Source organism: Lutispora saccharofermentans (assembly GCF_024363565.1).
Lineage (GTDB): Bacteria > Bacillota > Clostridia > Lutisporales > Lutisporaceae > Lutispora > Lutispora saccharofermentans.
Genome location: NZ_JAJEKE010000001.1, coordinates 200,883 through 218,279, shown reverse-complemented (window position 1 = coordinate 218,279; position 17,397 = coordinate 200,883). Strand labels below are relative to the sequence as shown.

Sequence of the window (17,397 nt, the reverse complement as noted above, 5' to 3'; positions counted from 1 at the left end):
CTTTACAGGATATTTTGCAGTGTAAAGGATTCTTTCTCAGGTATATGTTTTACCAGCAGCTTCAATATAGATAATTTTGATAAGGCTTGAGTTTTGTCCCTGCTTATCAAAAAAGACTCCAGTTCGGAAATCTGAATGTCCAGATTATCTATCTCCAAATGGTCAATGAGCATTGGCCAGACCTTTTTATATTTTTTCCACTGGTTATGGAGCTTATCACCTTTTTCGCCGGCATCCTCCCATTTTTCAGCCATTATATCGCTTTCCATTTCCAGTACGAAGTTATATAATGCCTCTGCGTCCTTTTTCAGCATATTTATTGTAAATATGCCTGAGCCTATTATTGCCAATGTCAGTATGACCGTATATAATAATGGTTTCATTTATCATCATCACCTTTTGTTTTGTCTTTTAGTTGAAACATAAACTTGTTGTCTTGGGAGATATAAGCAAATAAAACATCATCGGAGGATTTTATGTCGCTGTTATCCAGCTGCTTTGCCAACCAATTTTTATCATGGCCTGCTATAGAAAGATTTTGTAAATTTATATGACCGTCTATGATCAATGATATGGGCAGACCTTCATATGCGGCATTTATATTCAGGTCCTCCCTGATTACCGGCTTTTTATTAGTCTTGAGAATTACGCTGATTTGCCCCCCTGTTTCCAGCAGGGCATATTCTACATCGCTTATATCGCTTACATCCTTTAACCTAAGCTGCTCCATCAGATCGTCAATATTGAATCGCTGTTTTCGCAATTCGTTTTCAAGTATTTTTCCTTTTTCAACCACTATGCTGGGCTTGCCCGATATAAACCTTCTGGCCGGCTGACTCTTTAAGGATATGTAAGATAGCAATGCCTCACAGATAAATAAGGTGAGAATTGGTATTATGCCTGTGAGCAGCGGTATGCCGACGTTCCCCATAGGGATTGCTGCCAGATCTGCTATAACTAAGGCCACAACCAGCTCTGAAGGCTGAAGTTGTCCTATTTGCCTTTTGCCCATCAGCCTCATTATCAATACTATTAAAAAATATAGAATTATAGTTCTAACAAAAACGATTAGCATTATAAAGCACCTCATCTTCAACACTGAACTAACCCGCCCTAAGCCTCCCGCCTCTAAAGGCGGCGGGCGCCAAAGGGCGGTTAAGTCCAGCATGGACTCGACTAACATTCAGTGGGGCCTCCCATACCCCACTGAATGAAGTCTCGTTCAACATATACATTTTAACCTGATAACAGATTTATATTCATATCAATCAAAGCAATAAGCCTCCGGCTAAGCCGGAGACTTTTCGGACTAAGACAAGGTATCCTTTGATATATCATGCAAGGCTTCGCCGGCTTCATCCGCATACATGCCTTCGACAGCCAAGTCTCCGATAGCTATTATGCCTACTAAGCTGTCACCGTCAACAACGGGTAGCCTGCGTATCTGTTTTTTGGACATTATATCGGCTGCTTCATGGACTTCAGTGTCTGAGCAGACGGTTTCTATATCTCTCGTCATAACATTAGATATTTTCTGATTTGAGTCCTGGCCTTGTGCTACAGAGCGGAGCACAATATCTCTGTCAGTAATGATTCCCACCAATTTGTTGTCTTCAAGGACAGGGACAGATCCAATATCCATTGTATTCATTATATTTGCAGCGTCTTTTATGGTCGCATCCGATGAAATAGTTCTTACATCGCGGCTCATAATCTCTCTGATTTTCAAATCAATCACCCTTTCAATAGTAGTCTGAATATATTTTTTCCATTAGAATTTTAAATAAATGTATAAAAAAATAGTTTAAATTGAAACATTTTCTATGAAAATATTGTATTCTTTATACATGGAGGTGATGGCGTGAACGATCAAATTAGCAAAGAACTGCTTTTATCCTGTAAGAAAAGAGACAAGCAGGCATTTTCAGAACTGTGCAAATCATACGAAAGATATCTTTTCACATTATGCTTCAGATATGCAGGAAATGAACATGATGCATTGGATTTAGTACAGGAAATATATATAAAAATTTTTAGATTTATTGATAAATACAATATCGACAAACCCTTTCATCCATGGATTAGAAAGGTTGCGGTTAATACCTGCCTGAATTTTACAAGAGAGATTAAAAGCAATGTCATATCCCTAAACGCCGTAGCTGATAATAATGTGCCTCTTGAGGAAATATTGCCTTCATGTGAGGATTTGGAATATAAGATAGAAGAGATAGAGTTGAAAATGACGATTGAGAAGCTGTTAAAAGAATTGACACCACGGCAAAGAATGGTTATATCATTAAGATACTATGAAGATTTGACGTATAAAGATATCGCTTTAGCTCTGGATCAACCGATAGGGACAGTTAAAACAGATTTATACAGAGCACGAAATGCGCTGAAAGAATATTTATCCAGAGAAATGGAGGTATGAATATGAAGTGTAAATTTGATACATCACTGCTGCAGGCATTGATTGATGATAATATCGAACCCTTAGAGCTGATTTTTCTATCTGAACATTTGAAAGTATGCAAAAGCTGTATGGATGAACTGAAAATGCTTTATTCTATTGATCAAAGCCTTAAGTCTCTGTTCAATGAAGATAATGAATATATGGATAAACTCTCATCAAAAACTGAACTGGTGATAGATAATCTGTTTGCTCAATTAGAAGAAGAAAAGAAGCTGAAGGACATTATCAATGATTCTGCGAAAATGAGCGGCTTGATTATTGAAAATTCATCGAGATTTCTTGAATTTATGCCCGGGATACCATTGCTGAGAAGGATGGGGAGGACCTATAAAGATAGGATAATAAGCTATGCAATACCTCATAGAAAAAAAGCAAAATGAGGAGGGGAAAAATTTGATTTTACTGACTTTTTTGTTAAAGCTGCTTCTTTTGTTAGTATTATTATTTCTTATAATAGCTGCGGTTCTGCTGCTGGTACCCTTTTATTATCATATCGATTTGGCATATAATAAAGGTATGGCCTTAGATCTGAAAGTAAGGTGGGCTAAGAGGTTTTGCTTAAATGGTATCTATAACAATGATACTGGATTTGTAACGAAGTTTTCGATATTCGGTAAGGAAATAATACTGAAGCCAAAGAACAAAATAAAACAGGAGAGAAAGCAAAAAGGCAAAGCAGGTGAACGTAAAAAACATAAAAAACGGAAATTCAAGATCAATGATATTATGGATAAGTATTTCCTTGAAGAATTAATGGCATTTTTAAAAAAAATACTTGTAGTCATTAAGCCGGAGCAGTTAAAAATAAAGCTGGTTTATGGATTTGATGATCCCTTCATTACAGGCTCAGTGTCAGGGGTTGTCTATTTCCTGGAGAGCATTTTTCCTGACGCAGATTATGATATTAGTCCTGTATTTGATGAAGTAACTGCTGATTTTGAAATGGTTGCCGGCGGCAAACTCACTCTTGGCACTTTTATGGTTGAATTGATCAGATTTTTATTTAAAAAAGATGTGAGAAATAAATTAAAAAATTTAATTAAAGCTGAAACTTTTAGCTAGGTATATGTGTAAATATTATTGAGATAAAGATTGAGAGGAGAGAAAAAAATGGATAATAAATTACCGATTGACAACAGTTTGGAGCTAGTATTCAATAAACTTGAGAATTTCTTAAAAACTGAGACAGTGATAGGTGAACCCATTGCAATTGGAGAAATTACCTTGATCCCAATTATCACAGTTTCTTTTGGCTGCAGCGGCGGTTCCGGTCAGGGCAAAGACTCCAAAGGGTCCGATGGCGCAGGCGGCGGGCTTGGAGTAGGGGCTAAAGTATCACCTGATGCTATGCTGGTCATTAAGGATGGAGAAGTCAGTATTTTACCCATAAAGCAAAAGCATAACCTGGAGAAGCTTATTGAGATGGTACCTGAATTAATAAAAAAGATAGACCTAAAGAAAGCAAATAAAAACTGCTGCAGTGATACCTCTGAAGAAGAGCAGAAAGAAGAATAAGCCCGTTAGGGCTTTTCTTTTATTGAACAGAATTTTGTGATATTCTAATGATGGAAGCGGGGTTAGTATATTATGGACATGATTAAGGCTTTGAATATCGATATAAATAAAAAACATGTGATTTCTATTGTAGGTGCCGGAGGGAAGACCACTCTGCTATATAATCTGTCAGAAGAATTGAAGCAGTTCAATAAAAAAATATTATTATCTACTACTACTCATATATACATACCGCCAAAAGATATTAATAATGATTTGATCATAAGCAAGGATAGGAAAGCTTTGTTAGGATATGTTGAAGCTATTAGAGATAAAGGCGTCTATGTCATCGGGAGCGAAATCACAAATGAAAATAAAATAAAGGGTATAGACATTCATTTTGCAGATGAGTTATATGGCGTTGGCGTCTTTGACTTTATGCTGATCGAAGCAGATGGAGGAAAAAAGAAACCAATAAAGGCGCCGGCAGAGTGGGAACCGGCGGTGCCGCAATCAACTACAGTACTGATCGGAGTGATCGGCATGGATTCACTGGGCAGGGCTGCGGGAGAAGAAACAGTTCACAGATTGGATGAGTTTTGCATCATCTGCGGATGCCGCCCTGGTGATAAAATTGACACGATCATGTTAGCCAAGCTGATCAGGCACCCTCAAGGATTGTTTAAAAACGCACCTGATAATGCAAAGAAGATAGTTCTGCTTAATAAAGCGGATAATTCCGGTTTAAGAGAAGCAGGATTAAAAATAAAAAGCATGGCAGAAGATGAAAATATCGGGTTTGTCATTGCTTCACTTAGAAATAAGATGTATTGGATGTGATTGATATCATAACGGGTATTATACTTGCTGCCGGAAGTTCGAAGCGTATGGGAAAACAAAAGCTGATCTTGCCTCTGAAAAACAGCACTATAGTTGAAAATGCAGTAGAGACGGTTAAAAGCTGTAAAGCATTTGGGGAGATACTTGTGGTTTATCAGTCTGAAGAAGTGATGGACAGGATCAAAAAATATGATGTGAAAACTGTCTATAATGCAAAGGCAAAAGACGGACAGAGCACCTCGGTAATTGAAGGAATAAAAAATTCTGATCCGGATGCAAAGGCTTATATGTTTATAGCAGGAGACCAACCTTTTATAACCAAAGATATTATCGAAGCGCTTATAAATGCTTGGAAGAAAAATCAGAACTCCATAATTGTACCTTGCTATGACGGAAAAAAAGGAATGCCCACAATATTCCCGGCGGAATTCAGACAAGAGCTTATGAACATCACAGGTGATACCGGAGGAAGAACGATTATACAAGGCAATTCCGACAGGGTGATGTTTGTTGACTTTTATGACACAATGGCAGGATTTGACATTGATACTCCTGAAGAATATAATGAGACGCTAAAAATAATATAGGTATTGATTAAATCCCTTTTATAATGATATAATATAATTCGAAATCTAATGGGCGGTTAGCTCAGCTGGTTAGAGTGCCACGTTGACATCGTGGAGGTCGTTGGTTCGATCCCAATACCGCCCACCAAAACATAAAATTATGAGCATTAAAAATTGCGGTGTTATGCACCGCAATTTTTGAATAATAGGCCATTCTTATTTTAGATTTTCGGGATTTAAGCCTTCCAGTTCTTTTAGTACAAACATACCGTTTTTTCGCACCAGCACATCGTCAAACCATATTTCTCCGCCGCCGTATTCAGGAGTTTGAATGAATACCAAATCCCAATGCACAGCAGATTTGTTTCCGTTGAAACAATCATCATAAGAGCTGCCGGGGGTAAAATGGAAGCTTCCCATAATCTTTTCATCAAATAGGGTATCCTTCATCGGCTTTGTTATATACGGGTTTACACCTATGGCAAACTCACCCACATAGCGAGCTCCTTCATCAGTATCAAATATTTTGTTTATTCTTTCGGTGTCGTTTGCTGTTGCTTTTACGATTTTTCCCTTTGAAAATTCCAGCCTGATGTTCTCGTATGTAAAGCCTTGATATTCTGAAGGGGTATTATAGGTTATATATCCTTCGACTGAATCCTTCACCGGGGCGGTATAAACTTCTCCGTCAGGAATGTTGGCTTCGCCTGAACATTTAATTGCAGGCAGATTTTTTATAGAGAAGTTTAAATCCGTATCTTTGCCTGTAATTCTGACTTTATCGGTTTTATCCATTAACTCCTTCAAAGGATTCATTGCCTTATCCATGTTTGAATAGTCAAGGCAGCAAACATCAAAGAAAAAGTCCTCAAACCTTTCCATGCTCATGCCGGCCATTTGAGCCATAGCATGGCTTGGATACCTCATAACGCACCATTTGGTGTGGGGGACTCTTATGTCCGAATGAACAGGCTTCGACCAATTTTTCATATAGATGCTCAGCTTATCTTCCGGGATGTCCGACCATTCTGAGGAATTGAGAGCACCTCTGATAGCTATGTAAGCATGCATTTTTTTCATTCTGTCGGCTTCAAAGGATGATAGAGCAAGCATATGTTCTTTACTTGTGTTCATGATCAGATCCTTCATAAGCTTTCTGCTCTTAATTGAAAGAAATGGGTTGGCCTCGGCCCTATAGCATTCTCTGATAAGCTCTGAAGCTAATTCATCGCCTGAATCAAATAGCTCAATGAGAAGATTTTCACCGGGCTTTATGCTTACTGAGTAATTTATTAGATTTTTTGCTAATTGAGATATTCTAGGATCTTTCAAGTTCTCTCCTCCAATTCGATTGCACTTTTATATTAATCAAATTATATCACAATATAATATAGGTATATAGAATATTCATGTGGAAAACATATAATTATCACATGTAATAGCTACGATTGGGGTTGAAAAAATGAGCGTTGTTGAAAAAGTATATGGAAGAAGCTTTAAAACTATATTATGGTTTGCTGTACCTTTTAAGAAATATTTTGTTCAGACTTTTTGCCAGGTTCATATGTTTATCAATAAGCGGGCCTTAGAAATACTTAAAAATGACGGTCATAGGGAAGCTTATGAATTTTTCCTACAATATCTGGATGAAATAAATAAAGGTGTTTATTGGGCAGATCAGGATTTCAGAAGCAGAGAGCATTTTTATAATCCATATACGCATAGAGGCTTATACGGATGTAAAAACTCAAGGCAAAGATTCGCGCGTTATTATGGCTGCGCCAAGGTATACTGGGACTCGGGGGATAAAGAGATGGCAATGACTTATCTTGGAGCAGCAGTGCACCTTATACAGGATTCTACAGTGCCGCAGCACGGTGATATATATTTATTAAAGAGCCATAGACGTTTTGAACAATGGATTAAAGCAGTCCATGATAGTTTTGAAAATTATGCAGCTTTTCAAGGAGGCATATATCTTGAGAATCCATATGACTATATTGAAAGAAACGCTAAAGATGCCATCGCAATATATAGGAGATATTCTCTGATCGAGCGTAGACGGGACAGGTTCTATAGGATTGCAGGCCAGATATTTCCAATGGCTCAAAGAACCACAGCGGGATGCTTTTTAAATTTCTATAACGAGGTCGGAGAAAAAATCTAAGGCGCCTGTGTGGCGCCAAATAATTATTTAAGCATGGAAAATACATATACAAAGCGAGTGGCGTGTTCCTGCTCATCTGTTATAATCTCGAAAAGCATATCTCTGTGCTTTTTTGAGTTCAGCATGGAGCGTATATCTCTGTATAGTTCCACAGCTTCTAGCTCACCATTGATGCTGCTTTTAACAGCATCAATATAGTTTTCGTATTTTTCTACCTGCGGGATGGGAATTTCTATAGTTCTGCCCGTTAAATCCTTGTATATTTTTTGAAACATCCTGTAGTGCTTTCCTTCATCCTCATGGGCAAAGCGTACTTGATCCGCTATTTCTCTGCTTGGTGCCGCCTCCATCATCATTTTGTATTTAAGGTAATCATGCCTTTCATCTTTCATAGCTTCTCTGAGCAAGTCCAAAAGTTTGCTGTTGTCATCATAGTTATCCATATACCATATGACCCCCTTAAAGAATCATTAGTATATTATATGAAATTACATAGAAAAGTTTACTTTACATGCTTATTTTCATAAATTCATCCAAGGGAAAGGACATTAGCCTGTCTTCGGCACTGCCCTTTGGGTCTTTTATTGAAAACAGGATATGCTTGCCTTGGTTCAGACCGCCCAGCATATCTGCATCAAATATTTCAAACCTTATATATTTAAGCTTCTGTCTCACATCCATGGAGATCAGCTCAGGCATATGACTGGCTATATTTTCTTCATTCTTCAAAAAGCTGGTGACTCGCCCCTTGATTGCTGCGCTGTTGAACCTTTGGATACAAGCCGGCATGTTGGCGCCGATTGACTTAAAGTAGTCAAATTTTAATAATTCATTGAATAAGCAAGAGCTTCCTATGGTTTTTGATGCGAAACCGTATAAAAGCTCATAATGGTCAGATATTTTTAAAGTTCTGCTAAACCCATCATTATCAGCATAATAAGCGCCTAAGGCTTTAAAAAATTGAAAAGGCTTAATATTGTGCTCTTCAATCAAATATGACAAGCTCTTACTAAACCTAGCAGAGTTGTGGAATATTTCCACAAGCTCTTCTATTACTTTTAACTCCAGTATATCCTTATAACTTATTTCTTTTGTTGACAGGACCTCATAGGGAGGGTGAGCATTGTACAAAATACCATATTTATCAGCGTCCTGTCTCAACCCTGAACCTCTCAGGAGCTTCAAAAACCCAAGCTGAAGCATATGGGGCCTTAAATAATAAACATCATTAAAGGATTTTTCGAAGCTTTTTATGTCCTCGCAAGGCAGCCCTGCGATGAGGTCCAAATGCACATGGCAGTTTCCTATATCAATAAGCTTTATTATGTTGTATTTTATGCTCTCGAAGCTTTCCATCCTGCTTATGGTTTCAAGTGTATCATCATTTGTAGACTGAACTCCTATCTCAAACTGGAAAATTCCTTTTGGTGCCCTTCTTACCATATCTAAAAAATCAGAGTCAATAAGCTTGCCGGAGATTTCAAAATGAAAATTGGTATTGCCCTTTTTACTGAGTATATAGTCCATTATCTTGAGGCATCTTTCCTTGCTGCAGTTAAAAGTCCGATCGACGAGCTTAACCTGCCTTACATGATTTTCTATAAATAAATCGATATCATTATAAACTTTCTCCAGAGAAAAATATCTTACACCCGGCTCCAAAGAAGAGAGGCAATATTGGCATTTAAACGGGCAGCCTCTTGAGGTTTCATAATAAAGTATTTTATTCTCCAAGCCATTGAACGAATCATATGGGAAAGGAAGCCGGTCAAGGTCGTATATAGGATTCCGCGGCTTGTTTATACGGATGATTCCATTTTTATTGCATGCAAGGCCATCTATACTTTGAGCGGCCTCATGCCCTGATTTGAGGCAAGATGCAAATTCATAGAGAGTTTCTTCACCTTCCCCAGAGATAATGTAGTCAATCCAAGGATTTTCCTTCATAGTGGATTCGACATCGTAGGAGGCCTCAGGTCCTCCTAATACAATTATGGAATCCGGCATTACTTTTTTCAGGCTCGGCCCCAGCTTCATCACCAATTCCCTGTTCCATATGTAGCATGAGAAAGCGATTACATCACTATTGCTCAAATATATTTTTTTTATTATGCTATCGAAGCTGTCGTTTATGCTGAATTCCAATATATATGCTTTTATATTTTTCTTTTGAAGATAGCTGCTTAAGTATCTTACTGCCAGGTTAGAGTGTATAAATTTAGAATTTAAAGCTATGAGAGAGAGCTTTTGTATATCCATAGTACGCCTCCGTCTAAATATTGTTATAATATTAATTATAACAGTAATTTTAATAATTATGATGGCTAAACCCCAGGCAATCGCTTTTATTCCTTTTCATGTTTAAAAAAAGTCATAAATTTTATCTTAAATAAGAATACTGTCAATGTATAAAAGTATATCACATGGTTGCTAATAGAGGATAATTTGTTAGAATGTAATTAATATCGGGAGGTGATGAGGATATATGGATAAGCAAGAAATAGGCCGGATATTGGAAGAAATAGGGCTTATGCTGGAGATAAAGGGTGATAATCCATTCAAAATCAAGGCCTATGTGAACGGGGCAAGGATTTTGGAAATGCTGGAAGGAGAACTGGATGATTATATTGAAGATGATAAAATTGTAGGGATAAAAGGAATAGGAGAGGCCTTGTCGGGAAAAATCATTGAGCTTCACAGGACAGGAAGGCTGGAGTTTTATGAAAATCTAAAAAACAGCATACCGCCGGGAATTTTTGATATTTTAAAAATTCAAGGCATAGGACCCAAGAAAGCAAAGGTGCTGTATGAAAAACTGGGCATAGAAACCGTCGGTGAGCTTGAATACGCCTGCATGGAGAACCGCTTGCTGAGCTTGGAGGGTTTCGGTGAAAAAACTCAAAGCAAGATACTGAAAGGTATACAGGACATAAAGAGATTCAGCGGACAGTATCTTTACGGATATGTCATAGAAGATGCGGAATCCATAAAGGATAAGCTTCTTAAATCTCCTTTGACCATCCGATGTGATATAGCAGGAAGCTTAAGGAGAAAGAAAGAAGTTGTAAAGGATATAGATATCTTGGCAAGCACAAATCAGCCATTGAAGCTTATGGATTATTTTACTGCTTTTGAAGAGATAGATGAGGTCGTATCCAAGGGAGAGACAAAGACTTCGGTAAGACTGAAAAAAGGGATAATGATGGATTTGAGGGTAGTGGAGGATGTTCAATTTCCTTACGCCCTGCACCATTTTACCGGAAGCAAGGAACATAATACGGCTTTAAGGCATAGGGCTAAGGCTCAGGGAATTAAAATAAATGAGTATGGTTTATTTCAAGCTGATGATTTAATCGATTGCAAAAATGAGGCTGAGGTTTATAATGCCCTGGGGCTGGATTTCATTCCGCCTGAGTTGAGAGAGAATACTGGTGAGATTGAGATGGCGGAAAAAAGGACTTTGCCTGATTTAGTGCTTTATGAGGATTTGAAAGGAGCATTTCATATACATACCTCCTATAGCGACGGCTCCTCCGGAATAGCTCAAATGGCAGATGCGGCAAAAAGAATGGGCCTTAGTTATATAGGGATATCAGACCATAGCTGTTCGGCATTTTATGCAAATGGCTTGAAAGAAGATGACATAAGAAGGCAGATTGAAGAAATTGATGAGTACAACTTTAAGTCCAAAGGCTTCAAAATATTTAAAGGGATTGAATCGGATATTTTACCGGATGGTTCTTTGGATTACAGCGATGAGATATTATCCCTGTTTGATTTTGTCATTGCGTCTGTCCACTCGAACTTAGGCATGGAGAAGGACAAGATGACAGTCAGAATAATAAATGCTATAAAAAACAAGCATACTACTATTATAGGCCACATTACAGGAAGGATTCTTCTGGCCCGCGAGGCGTCAGATATGGATATTTATTCAATTATAGATTCTGCGGCTGATAACGGGAAAATCATTGAAATCAATTGCGATCCGCATAGGCTTGATCTGGATTGGAGATACATAAAATACGCAAAAGCCAGGGGTGTCACGTTTGCGATAAATCCCGATGCACATAGCATCGAAGGCATGAGAAATGTTAAGCTTGGTGTAGGGATTGCGCGCAAAGGATGGCTTGAATCAAAAGATATAATAAATTGCATGGAATGCAGTGAATTGGGGGATTACTTTGAAAGACAAAAACGATAAGCCTTTATTGGTCATGGATAGGCTGTCAGAGCTTTATCCCGAAGCTAAATGCGAGCTGAGCTTCGGAAATACTTTCCAGCTGTTGGTGGCAACAATGCTAAGCGCTCAATCAACAGACAAAAAAGTTAATGAGGTCACATCAGAGCTCTTCAAGTATTATAAAACGCCTGATGACTTTTTAACAATGAATCAATCTAAATTAGAGGAAAAAATAAAAAAAATTGGACTTTATAGAAATAAAGCCAAGAATATATTAAACATGTGCAGTATTCTGGTCAGTGACCATAACGGAGAAGTTCCCGGTAATATGGAAGATTTGATTTCTTTGCCCGGGGTCGGAAGAAAGACTGCCAACGTCGTATTGAGCAATGGCTTCGGTATTCCCGCCATAGCCGTGGATACCCACGTATTCAGGATATCTAATAGAATAGGCCTGGCTGACAGCAAGAATGTAGACGAAACAGAAAGACAGCTTATGGACTCTTTGCCCAAGAACATCTGGTCATTGGCTCATCATCTTTTGATATGGCATGGAAGAAGAATATGCGATGCTAAAAAACCAAAATGTGAAATATGCAACATCAAGGATATTTGTGATTATTATAACAAAGAAAAACGCTAATTAAGAAAGAAAATTTGCATTTAGATGCAATAGATGCGTTTAAAATTGCAAGTGTTGACTTGTCATTATTTAAGCATAAATGTTATAATTTTAGATATTAAAATAATATAATAATTGTTTCTTTTTTTGAACAGATTATATTGCAGGAATTTATACATTAGTGACGAATAAATACCAATGTTTGTATTAATTCGTCTGTATATTTCCAATGTACTTTGTACAATATGAATAATCCGCAGCGTCAGAGTAGAATCTGAAAGAGGTGGTGAAGGTATTGCTGTATATGACATGATATTGCTTTATTGATCTGCGGCAAAGCATATAGGGTATATTGGGAACCCAAAATTATAAATCTAGGGGGTGACTAGATGGCAAAAGATGCGATTGAGACAGTAAAAGAGGCAGAAGAGAAAGCAAAGAAAATATTGCAGGATGCGATTTTGGCTTCTAAGAATTCAAAACAAGAGGCAGAAATTTCGGCTGAACAGGAGCATAAGAGGATACTTTCAGATGGAAAAGCCGAGGCAGAAGATATTAAGAAATTAGCTGTACAAGAAGGAGAGGCTATAGCAAAGCCTATCATTGAAAAAGGCATTGAAGCAGCTAAAGCGTTAAATAACCTAAAAGACGAGGATTTAGACTCAGCTGTTAACATTATTATCGAGAGGATTGTGAACGCAAATGGCAATAGTTAAGATGAGTAACTTCAGCTTGTTTGCCTTTGATTCAGAAAGGGAAAATCTTCTCCATGAGCTTCAAAAATTTGAATATGTTCATTTTACTAACCTAGATGAGGATGAAACTCTCAAGAATGAAGGTTTGAAGAATGTTAAAGTACCTGAAAGCATGGTTGCGGTAGATGAAGAGATTGCAAAAGTAAAATATGCCATCGATTTATTATCTAAATATTATATTAAAGATACCGGCATCAAAGCCATGCAAAAGGGCAAGGAAAGCTTTAATTTCATTGAACTTGAAGAAAGAGGCTCAAGCATAGATTATACCCCTTTGTATAATCAGCTGAGAGAGCTGAATACAAAGAAAGAAGCTTTGAGCCAAGAGACATCTAAGATAAATACCTCAATAGATGAATTAAGACCTTGGGTTAAGCTGAATACATCCATTAAAAACTTGAATTCTTTTGAACAGGTTGAAGTAAACATGGGGACCATACCTAAAAAACTTAGAGAAAAGCTGCAAAACGACTTATTGGGTACTCAGTACACATACTTTGAAGTCATAAGCGAAGATAAAGACAATTTATATATTTTAGTTTTATCCTCTAAGTCGGAATCGGAAATGGTTATGGAGATATTAAGAAACAGCAGCTTTTCTAAAAGTAAGCTGAATATAGAAGGTAAACCGGCGGAAGAAATTTCTGAATTGGATAAACGAATAAATGCCATAGAGAATGAAGCAAAGGGTTATGAGCAAGAGATTGCAGGATTATCGAGCGATCTGCCTAAGCTGGAAGTAGTATATGATTATCTGATGAATCAAAAATTAAGGATTGCATCCTCAGAAAATTTCTTAATGACAGAAAGCGTAAATGTTATAATGGGTTATATTCCTTCAAAAATGGTTGAAGAATTTACGGATACTGTAAAAAAAGCCCTCAACAATGTTTACTATTTACAAGTTAACGAAGTGGATAAGGATGATCCGAACGTGCCAATACTATTGGAGAATTCGAAATTTGCACAAGCTTTTGAGTCTTTAACCAGTATGTATTCCTTACCAAAGTATAATGAGATAGATCCAACTCCGTTTTTAGCACCGTTCTATCTTATTTTCTTTGGAATGATGCTGGCCGATATTGGTTATGGCCTGGCACTGCTTATTGGTACAATAGTTGCACTTAAATTTTTCAATTTATCAGAGAGTCAAAAGAATTTCATAAGATTTTTTCACTATTTAAGCTACCCGACTATCGTATGGGGCTTGATATATGGATCATTCTTAGGCGGTATTATACCTATGCCGGCTTTGATCAATCCTTCGACTGAGTACTTTAATATATTGATCATATCCATTGTATTTGGTATATTCCATTTATACTTCGGATTGGGATTAAAAGCTTATTTATATATAAAAGAAAAAAAATACCTGGATGCACTATTTGATGTAGGTTTTTGGTATATGGCACTGACAGGCGGAATCGGATTCCTCGTGTCCAGCTTTGTTGCATTGCCCGATATTATTAAGAATGTATCGTTGGTTGTTATGATAGCAGGAATGGCAGGTATAGTTGCTACAGGGGGAAGAGAATCAAAAAGTATTGCCGGCAAAGCTGTTGGTGGTTTATACAGCTTATATGGCATATCAAGTTATGTAGGAGATTTTGTATCCTATTCCAGACTTATGGCTCTGGGGCTGTCCGGCGGATTTATTGGCGGTGCCATAAATATGATAGCCGGAATGCTTTTCGATTCTGGAATAGTTGGAATAATAGCAGGTGTTGTCGTATTTATCGGCGGCCAATTTTTCAATATATTCCTTAGTGCATTGGGCGCATATGTCCATTCGATAAGACTTATCTTCGTTGAATTTTTTGGAAAATTCTACGAAGGCGGAGGCAAACCATTTAATTTATTCAGAAGCGAACCTAAATATATAAACTTAAAATAAGTTAGGAGGAAATGTTAATGAATTTTTCAGAATTTATAGTTCAAAACGGTGGAGTATTTTTTGCAGGCCTTGGTGCCGCAGTAGCTGTATTTCTTTCCGGAATTGGATCTGCCATGGGCGTTGGCATAGTTGGTGAGGCAGCATCAGGGCTTATGATCGAAGAGCCTGAAAAGTTTGGTAAATCCCTGGTTCTTCAATTATTGCCAGGTACACAGGGCCTTTATGGATTTGTTATCGGTCTTTTGGTATTAGGAAAGCTGAGCGTCGGAATGCCTTTGAATGAAGGCTTGTATATACTTGCTGCATGTCTTCCGGTAGGTTTCGTAGGCTGGCTGTCGGCTATAGCTCAGGGCAAAACTGCAGCTGCAGGTATTGCAATACTTGCAAAGAATGAAGAACAATCCACAAAGGGTATAATATATGCTGTAATGGTTGAGACCTATGCTTTGCTGTCCTTTGTTACATCGCTAATCCTTGTTAATGCAGTTGGTTTTTAGAAAAGCTAAGGATGTGAAGATATGTCGAATTTAGATAACCTTATTAATAAAATTCTTGATGATGCTAAAAAAGAAGCTGACAGGATTATGGAAGAATCAGCTAAGATTAATGAGGAAATAGTTAGCTCAAAGGTTAACGAAGCAAATGAAAAAAAGAAGAGATTGATAGAAAAAGCTGCAGCCGAAGCTGCCATGATGAAGGATAGAATAATTTCCAATGCGGAGTTAAAAGTTAGAGATGAGAAATTAAAGGCAAAACAAGAAGTTATGGATAAAGTTTTTACACTATCTAAAGGGAAACTTAAAAATTTAAATGAAGATGATTATGTAAAATTTTTAAGAAATAATATAAAAGTATTGGACTTAAAAGGCACAGAGTCATTGATAGTACCTGAAAAGATGAAGTCAAAAGTGAAATCCATGGGAGTAGTTCCGATGATATCTGACGATGAAACGGTGGAATCAGGGTTTATGTTGAAGGATAAGGATGTGACAATGAATTTTTCCTTTGATTCCCTGGTAGATTATTTAAGAGAAGAACTTGAATCTGAGATAGCACAAGATCTTTTTAAGGAATAGGAGTGATTTCATGGATAGAATGGATTTTATCCAAGGTGTAACCAGAACCAGAGTCCTTGAAACCAGGCTCCTATCAAAGGCAAGAATAGATAGGATGATAGAAGCTAAGGATATTGAAGAAGTTTTCAAAATTCTTAATGAAACTGAATACTCGAACGCAGTTGCAGGAATAAGCAGAAGTGAGGATTATGAAAATATTCTATCTCATGAACTGAAAAGAGTATATAAGTTGATGAGGGAGATTTCTAAAAATCAAATCGTAGTGGATTTAATGGCTTTAAAATATGATTACCATAATTTAAAGGTACTGGTTAAGGAGAGAAAATTAAATAAAGATCTGTCTGATCTTTATATACCCATTGGAACTGCAGATTTCCAAAAGATAAAAGATGGATTTTTAGAAGGAAACCTAAGAGATATGCAGCCGGAGTTCAAAGATGCCATAGAAGCTGTTATAAAGGATTTTGAACTTACTAAGGACCCGCAGAGAATAGATTTGATTTTCGACAAATTCTATTTCGAGCATTTGTATAAGATGGCTGTAAATACCGGGATTGAATTATTCATAAACTATGTCCGGGACATGATCGACTTTATAAATATTAAGTCTTCTATTCGGCTTAAGAAGCAGGGAAAAGATATGGGATTCTTTGAAGATGTGCTTCTTCCCAATGGAAATATTGATAAGGATGCTATACTTTTTACCTTAAATGATTCTATAGAAAATATGATCAATAGATTTAAAAACTCCAGGATTAGTTCTAAACTGATAAAGGGTTTGGAAGCTTATAAGGCAACCGATCGTTTATCAGACCTTGAAAAGTATATGGATAATTATCTCGTGGAGATTAATCAGCCTTCAAAATATGTGAGTTTTGGACCTGAGCCCATTTTTTCTTATATAGTGGCAAAGGAAGCAGAGATAAAAACTTTGAGAATTATTATGGTTTCAAAGCTGAACAAGCTTTCACCGGATGCCACGAGGGAAAGGGTGCGTGATTTATATGTTTAAAGTTGCTGTTGTTGGAGACAAAGATTCAATTCTTGCCTTCAAAGCATTAGGGGTAGATGTTTTCCCTGTTTACGACCATGAAGAAGCCAGGAGAACTGTCGACACCATTGCCCGAAATAACTATGGTATTATATTTGTCACTGAGCAGATAGCTAGTTTAATTCCAGATACCATAGAACGATATAATAAAGAGATAATCCCTGCGGTAATACTCATACCAAGCAATCAAGGGACATTAAACATAGGTATGAGCCGGATAAACAATAATGTGGAAAAAGCCGTAGGATCAAATATTTTATAGAGAAAGAGAGGGCT

At 37.2% G+C, this 17,397-nt stretch carries 21 protein-coding genes and 1 tRNA gene; 16 read left to right on the top strand and 6 right to left on the bottom strand.

Going from position 1 to position 17,397, the window contains the following annotated elements; translation table 11 throughout:
• Positions 1 to 2 precede the first annotated feature (2 nt).
• From LJD61_RS01170 to LJD61_RS01160, 3 genes are all read right to left on the bottom strand, one after another.
• Positions 3 to 383, bottom strand: coding sequence for a DUF4363 family protein (locus LJD61_RS01170; protein WP_255225660.1), 381 nt, complete (start codon positions 381 to 383; stop codon positions 3 to 5).
• The gene (locus tag LJD61_RS01165) at positions 380 to 1,075 is read right to left on the bottom strand and encodes a DUF421 domain-containing protein (RefSeq protein WP_255226004.1); all 696 of its coding nucleotides are present in this window, start codon (positions 1,073 to 1,075) and stop codon (positions 380 to 382) included. Before LJD61_RS01165 ends, LJD61_RS01170 begins: the two co-directional genes overlap by 4 nt.
• 234 nt (positions 1,076 to 1,309) lie before the next feature.
• On the bottom strand, positions 1,310 to 1,729 hold the full coding sequence (locus tag LJD61_RS01160; protein ID WP_255225659.1) for a CBS domain-containing protein: 420 nt from the start codon (positions 1,727 to 1,729) through the stop codon (positions 1,310 to 1,312).
• 132 nt (positions 1,730 to 1,861) lie between these two features.
• Between LJD61_RS01160 and LJD61_RS01155 the strand changes: the two genes are divergently transcribed.
• From LJD61_RS01155 to LJD61_RS01125, 7 genes are all read left to right on the top strand, one after another.
• On the top strand, positions 1,862 to 2,431 hold the full coding sequence (locus LJD61_RS01155) for an RNA polymerase sigma factor (RefSeq protein WP_255225658.1): 570 nt from the start codon (positions 1,862 to 1,864) through the stop codon (positions 2,429 to 2,431).
• A gap of 2 nt (positions 2,432 to 2,433) precedes the next feature.
• On the top strand, positions 2,434 to 2,853 hold the full coding sequence (locus tag LJD61_RS01150) for an anti-sigma factor family protein (protein ID WP_255225657.1): 420 nt from the start codon (positions 2,434 to 2,436) through the stop codon (positions 2,851 to 2,853).
• Positions 2,854 to 2,866: 13 nt separating this feature from the next.
• Entirely contained in the window at positions 2,867 to 3,535 is a 669-nt protein-coding gene (locus LJD61_RS01145; protein ID WP_255225656.1) for a hypothetical protein, read from the top strand.
• Between the two features lie 48 nt (positions 3,536 to 3,583).
• Positions 3,584 to 3,988, top strand: a complete 405-nt coding sequence (locus LJD61_RS01140) for a GerW family sporulation protein (protein WP_255225655.1) — start codon at positions 3,584 to 3,586, stop codon at positions 3,986 to 3,988.
• A 72-nt stretch (positions 3,989 to 4,060) separates the two neighbouring features.
• On the top strand, positions 4,061 to 4,807 hold the full coding sequence (yqeC, locus tag LJD61_RS01135; RefSeq protein ID WP_255225654.1) for a selenium cofactor biosynthesis protein YqeC: 747 nt from the start codon (positions 4,061 to 4,063) through the stop codon (positions 4,805 to 4,807).
• Complete coding sequence (gene mocA, locus LJD61_RS01130; protein WP_255225653.1) at positions 4,804 to 5,394, top strand: molybdenum cofactor cytidylyltransferase; 591 nt, start codon at positions 4,804 to 4,806, stop codon at positions 5,392 to 5,394. Before yqeC ends, mocA begins: the two co-directional genes overlap by 4 nt.
• A 50-nt stretch (positions 5,395 to 5,444) precedes the next feature.
• Positions 5,445 to 5,521, top strand: a tRNA-Val gene (locus LJD61_RS01125).
• A 68-nt stretch (positions 5,522 to 5,589) separates the two neighbouring features.
• Here LJD61_RS01125 and LJD61_RS01120 read toward each other — a convergent pair.
• Positions 5,590 to 6,705 (bottom strand): aminopeptidase, encoded by a 1,116-nt coding sequence (locus LJD61_RS01120; RefSeq protein WP_255225652.1) that lies wholly within the window; start codon positions 6,703 to 6,705, stop codon positions 5,590 to 5,592.
• A gap of 130 nt (positions 6,706 to 6,835) precedes the next feature.
• Here LJD61_RS01120 and LJD61_RS01115 point away from each other — a divergent pair, with 130 nt between their 5' ends.
• A complete protein-coding gene (locus LJD61_RS01115) occupies positions 6,836 to 7,540 on the top strand; it encodes a zinc dependent phospholipase C family protein (RefSeq protein ID WP_255225651.1) in 705 nt (234 codons plus the stop codon).
• A 23-nt stretch (positions 7,541 to 7,563) separates the two neighbouring features.
• On the opposite strand, the gene LJD61_RS01110 is transcribed toward LJD61_RS01115, so the two are convergent.
• Both LJD61_RS01110 and LJD61_RS01105 read right to left on the bottom strand, forming a co-directional pair.
• A complete protein-coding gene (locus LJD61_RS01110; RefSeq protein WP_255225650.1) occupies positions 7,564 to 7,983 on the bottom strand; it encodes a ferritin-like domain-containing protein in 420 nt (139 codons plus the stop codon).
• Positions 7,984 to 8,047: 64 nt separating this feature from the next.
• The gene (locus LJD61_RS01105; protein WP_255225649.1) at positions 8,048 to 9,799 is read right to left on the bottom strand and encodes a B12-binding domain-containing radical SAM protein; all 1,752 of its coding nucleotides are present in this window, start codon (positions 9,797 to 9,799) and stop codon (positions 8,048 to 8,050) included.
• A 226-nt stretch (positions 9,800 to 10,025) separates the two neighbouring features.
• Between LJD61_RS01105 and polX the strand changes: the two genes are divergently transcribed.
• The 8 genes from polX (at position 10,026) to LJD61_RS01065 (ending at position 17,383) form a co-directional block, all read left to right on the top strand.
• Complete coding sequence (gene polX / locus LJD61_RS01100; protein ID WP_255225648.1) at positions 10,026 to 11,744, top strand: DNA polymerase/3'-5' exonuclease PolX; 1,719 nt, start codon at positions 10,026 to 10,028, stop codon at positions 11,742 to 11,744.
• Positions 11,745 to 11,757: 13 nt separating this feature from the next.
• On the top strand, positions 11,758 to 12,366 hold the full coding sequence (gene nth, locus LJD61_RS01095; RefSeq protein ID WP_255226003.1) for an endonuclease III: 609 nt from the start codon (positions 11,758 to 11,760) through the stop codon (positions 12,364 to 12,366).
• Between the two features lie 368 nt (positions 12,367 to 12,734).
• A complete protein-coding gene (locus LJD61_RS01090; RefSeq protein ID WP_255225647.1) occupies positions 12,735 to 13,061 on the top strand; it encodes an ATPase in 327 nt (108 codons plus the stop codon).
• Positions 13,048 to 14,994, top strand: a complete 1,947-nt coding sequence (locus tag LJD61_RS01085) for a V-type ATP synthase subunit I (RefSeq protein ID WP_255225646.1) — start codon at positions 13,048 to 13,050, stop codon at positions 14,992 to 14,994. Before LJD61_RS01090 ends, LJD61_RS01085 begins: the two co-directional genes overlap by 14 nt.
• Positions 14,995 to 15,011: 17 nt before the next feature.
• Complete coding sequence (locus tag LJD61_RS01080; RefSeq protein ID WP_333783032.1) at positions 15,012 to 15,491, top strand: V-type ATP synthase subunit K; 480 nt, start codon at positions 15,012 to 15,014, stop codon at positions 15,489 to 15,491.
• 21 nt (positions 15,492 to 15,512) lie between these two features.
• Positions 15,513 to 16,070, top strand: a complete 558-nt coding sequence (locus LJD61_RS01075; protein ID WP_255225644.1) for a V-type ATP synthase subunit E — start codon at positions 15,513 to 15,515, stop codon at positions 16,068 to 16,070.
• Between the two features lie 10 nt (positions 16,071 to 16,080).
• The gene (locus LJD61_RS01070; RefSeq protein WP_255225643.1) at positions 16,081 to 17,082 is read left to right on the top strand and encodes a V-type ATP synthase subunit C; all 1,002 of its coding nucleotides are present in this window, start codon (positions 16,081 to 16,083) and stop codon (positions 17,080 to 17,082) included.
• Positions 17,075 to 17,383, top strand: a complete 309-nt coding sequence (locus tag LJD61_RS01065; RefSeq protein WP_255225642.1) for a V-type ATP synthase subunit F — start codon at positions 17,075 to 17,077, stop codon at positions 17,381 to 17,383. Before LJD61_RS01070 ends, LJD61_RS01065 begins: the two co-directional genes overlap by 8 nt.
• Positions 17,384 to 17,397 lie beyond the last annotated feature (14 nt).

Coding starts and splice junctions, on each gene's coding strand:
- LJD61_RS01170 (WP_255225660.1), bottom strand. CDS start 383: ATGAAACCATTATTATATACGGTCATACTGACATTGGCAATAATAGGC.
- LJD61_RS01165 (WP_255226004.1), bottom strand. CDS start 1,075: ATGCTAATCGTTTTTGTTAGAACTATAATTCTATATTTTTTAATAGTA.
- LJD61_RS01150 (WP_255225657.1), top strand. CDS start 2,434: ATGAAGTGTAAATTTGATACATCACTGCTGCAGGCATTGATTGATGAT.
- LJD61_RS01140 (WP_255225655.1), top strand. CDS start 3,584: ATGGATAATAAATTACCGATTGACAACAGTTTGGAGCTAGTATTCAAT.
- yqeC (WP_255225654.1), top strand. CDS start 4,061: ATGGACATGATTAAGGCTTTGAATATCGATATAAATAAAAAACATGTG.
- LJD61_RS01115 (WP_255225651.1), top strand. CDS start 6,836: ATGAGCGTTGTTGAAAAAGTATATGGAAGAAGCTTTAAAACTATATTA.
- LJD61_RS01110 (WP_255225650.1), bottom strand. CDS start 7,983: ATGGATAACTATGATGACAACAGCAAACTTTTGGACTTGCTCAGAGAA.
- LJD61_RS01105 (WP_255225649.1), bottom strand. CDS start 9,799: ATGGATATACAAAAGCTCTCTCTCATAGCTTTAAATTCTAAATTTATA.
- polX (WP_255225648.1), top strand. CDS start 10,026: ATGGATAAGCAAGAAATAGGCCGGATATTGGAAGAAATAGGGCTTATG.
- nth (WP_255226003.1), top strand. CDS start 11,758: ATGGATAGGCTGTCAGAGCTTTATCCCGAAGCTAAATGCGAGCTGAGC.
- LJD61_RS01090 (WP_255225647.1), top strand. CDS start 12,735: ATGGCAAAAGATGCGATTGAGACAGTAAAAGAGGCAGAAGAGAAAGCA.
- LJD61_RS01085 (WP_255225646.1), top strand. CDS start 13,048: ATGGCAATAGTTAAGATGAGTAACTTCAGCTTGTTTGCCTTTGATTCA.
- LJD61_RS01080 (WP_333783032.1), top strand. CDS start 15,012: ATGAATTTTTCAGAATTTATAGTTCAAAACGGTGGAGTATTTTTTGCA.
- LJD61_RS01075 (WP_255225644.1), top strand. CDS start 15,513: ATGTCGAATTTAGATAACCTTATTAATAAAATTCTTGATGATGCTAAA.
- LJD61_RS01070 (WP_255225643.1), top strand. CDS start 16,081: ATGGATAGAATGGATTTTATCCAAGGTGTAACCAGAACCAGAGTCCTT.
- LJD61_RS01065 (WP_255225642.1), top strand. CDS start 17,075: ATGTTTAAAGTTGCTGTTGTTGGAGACAAAGATTCAATTCTTGCCTTC.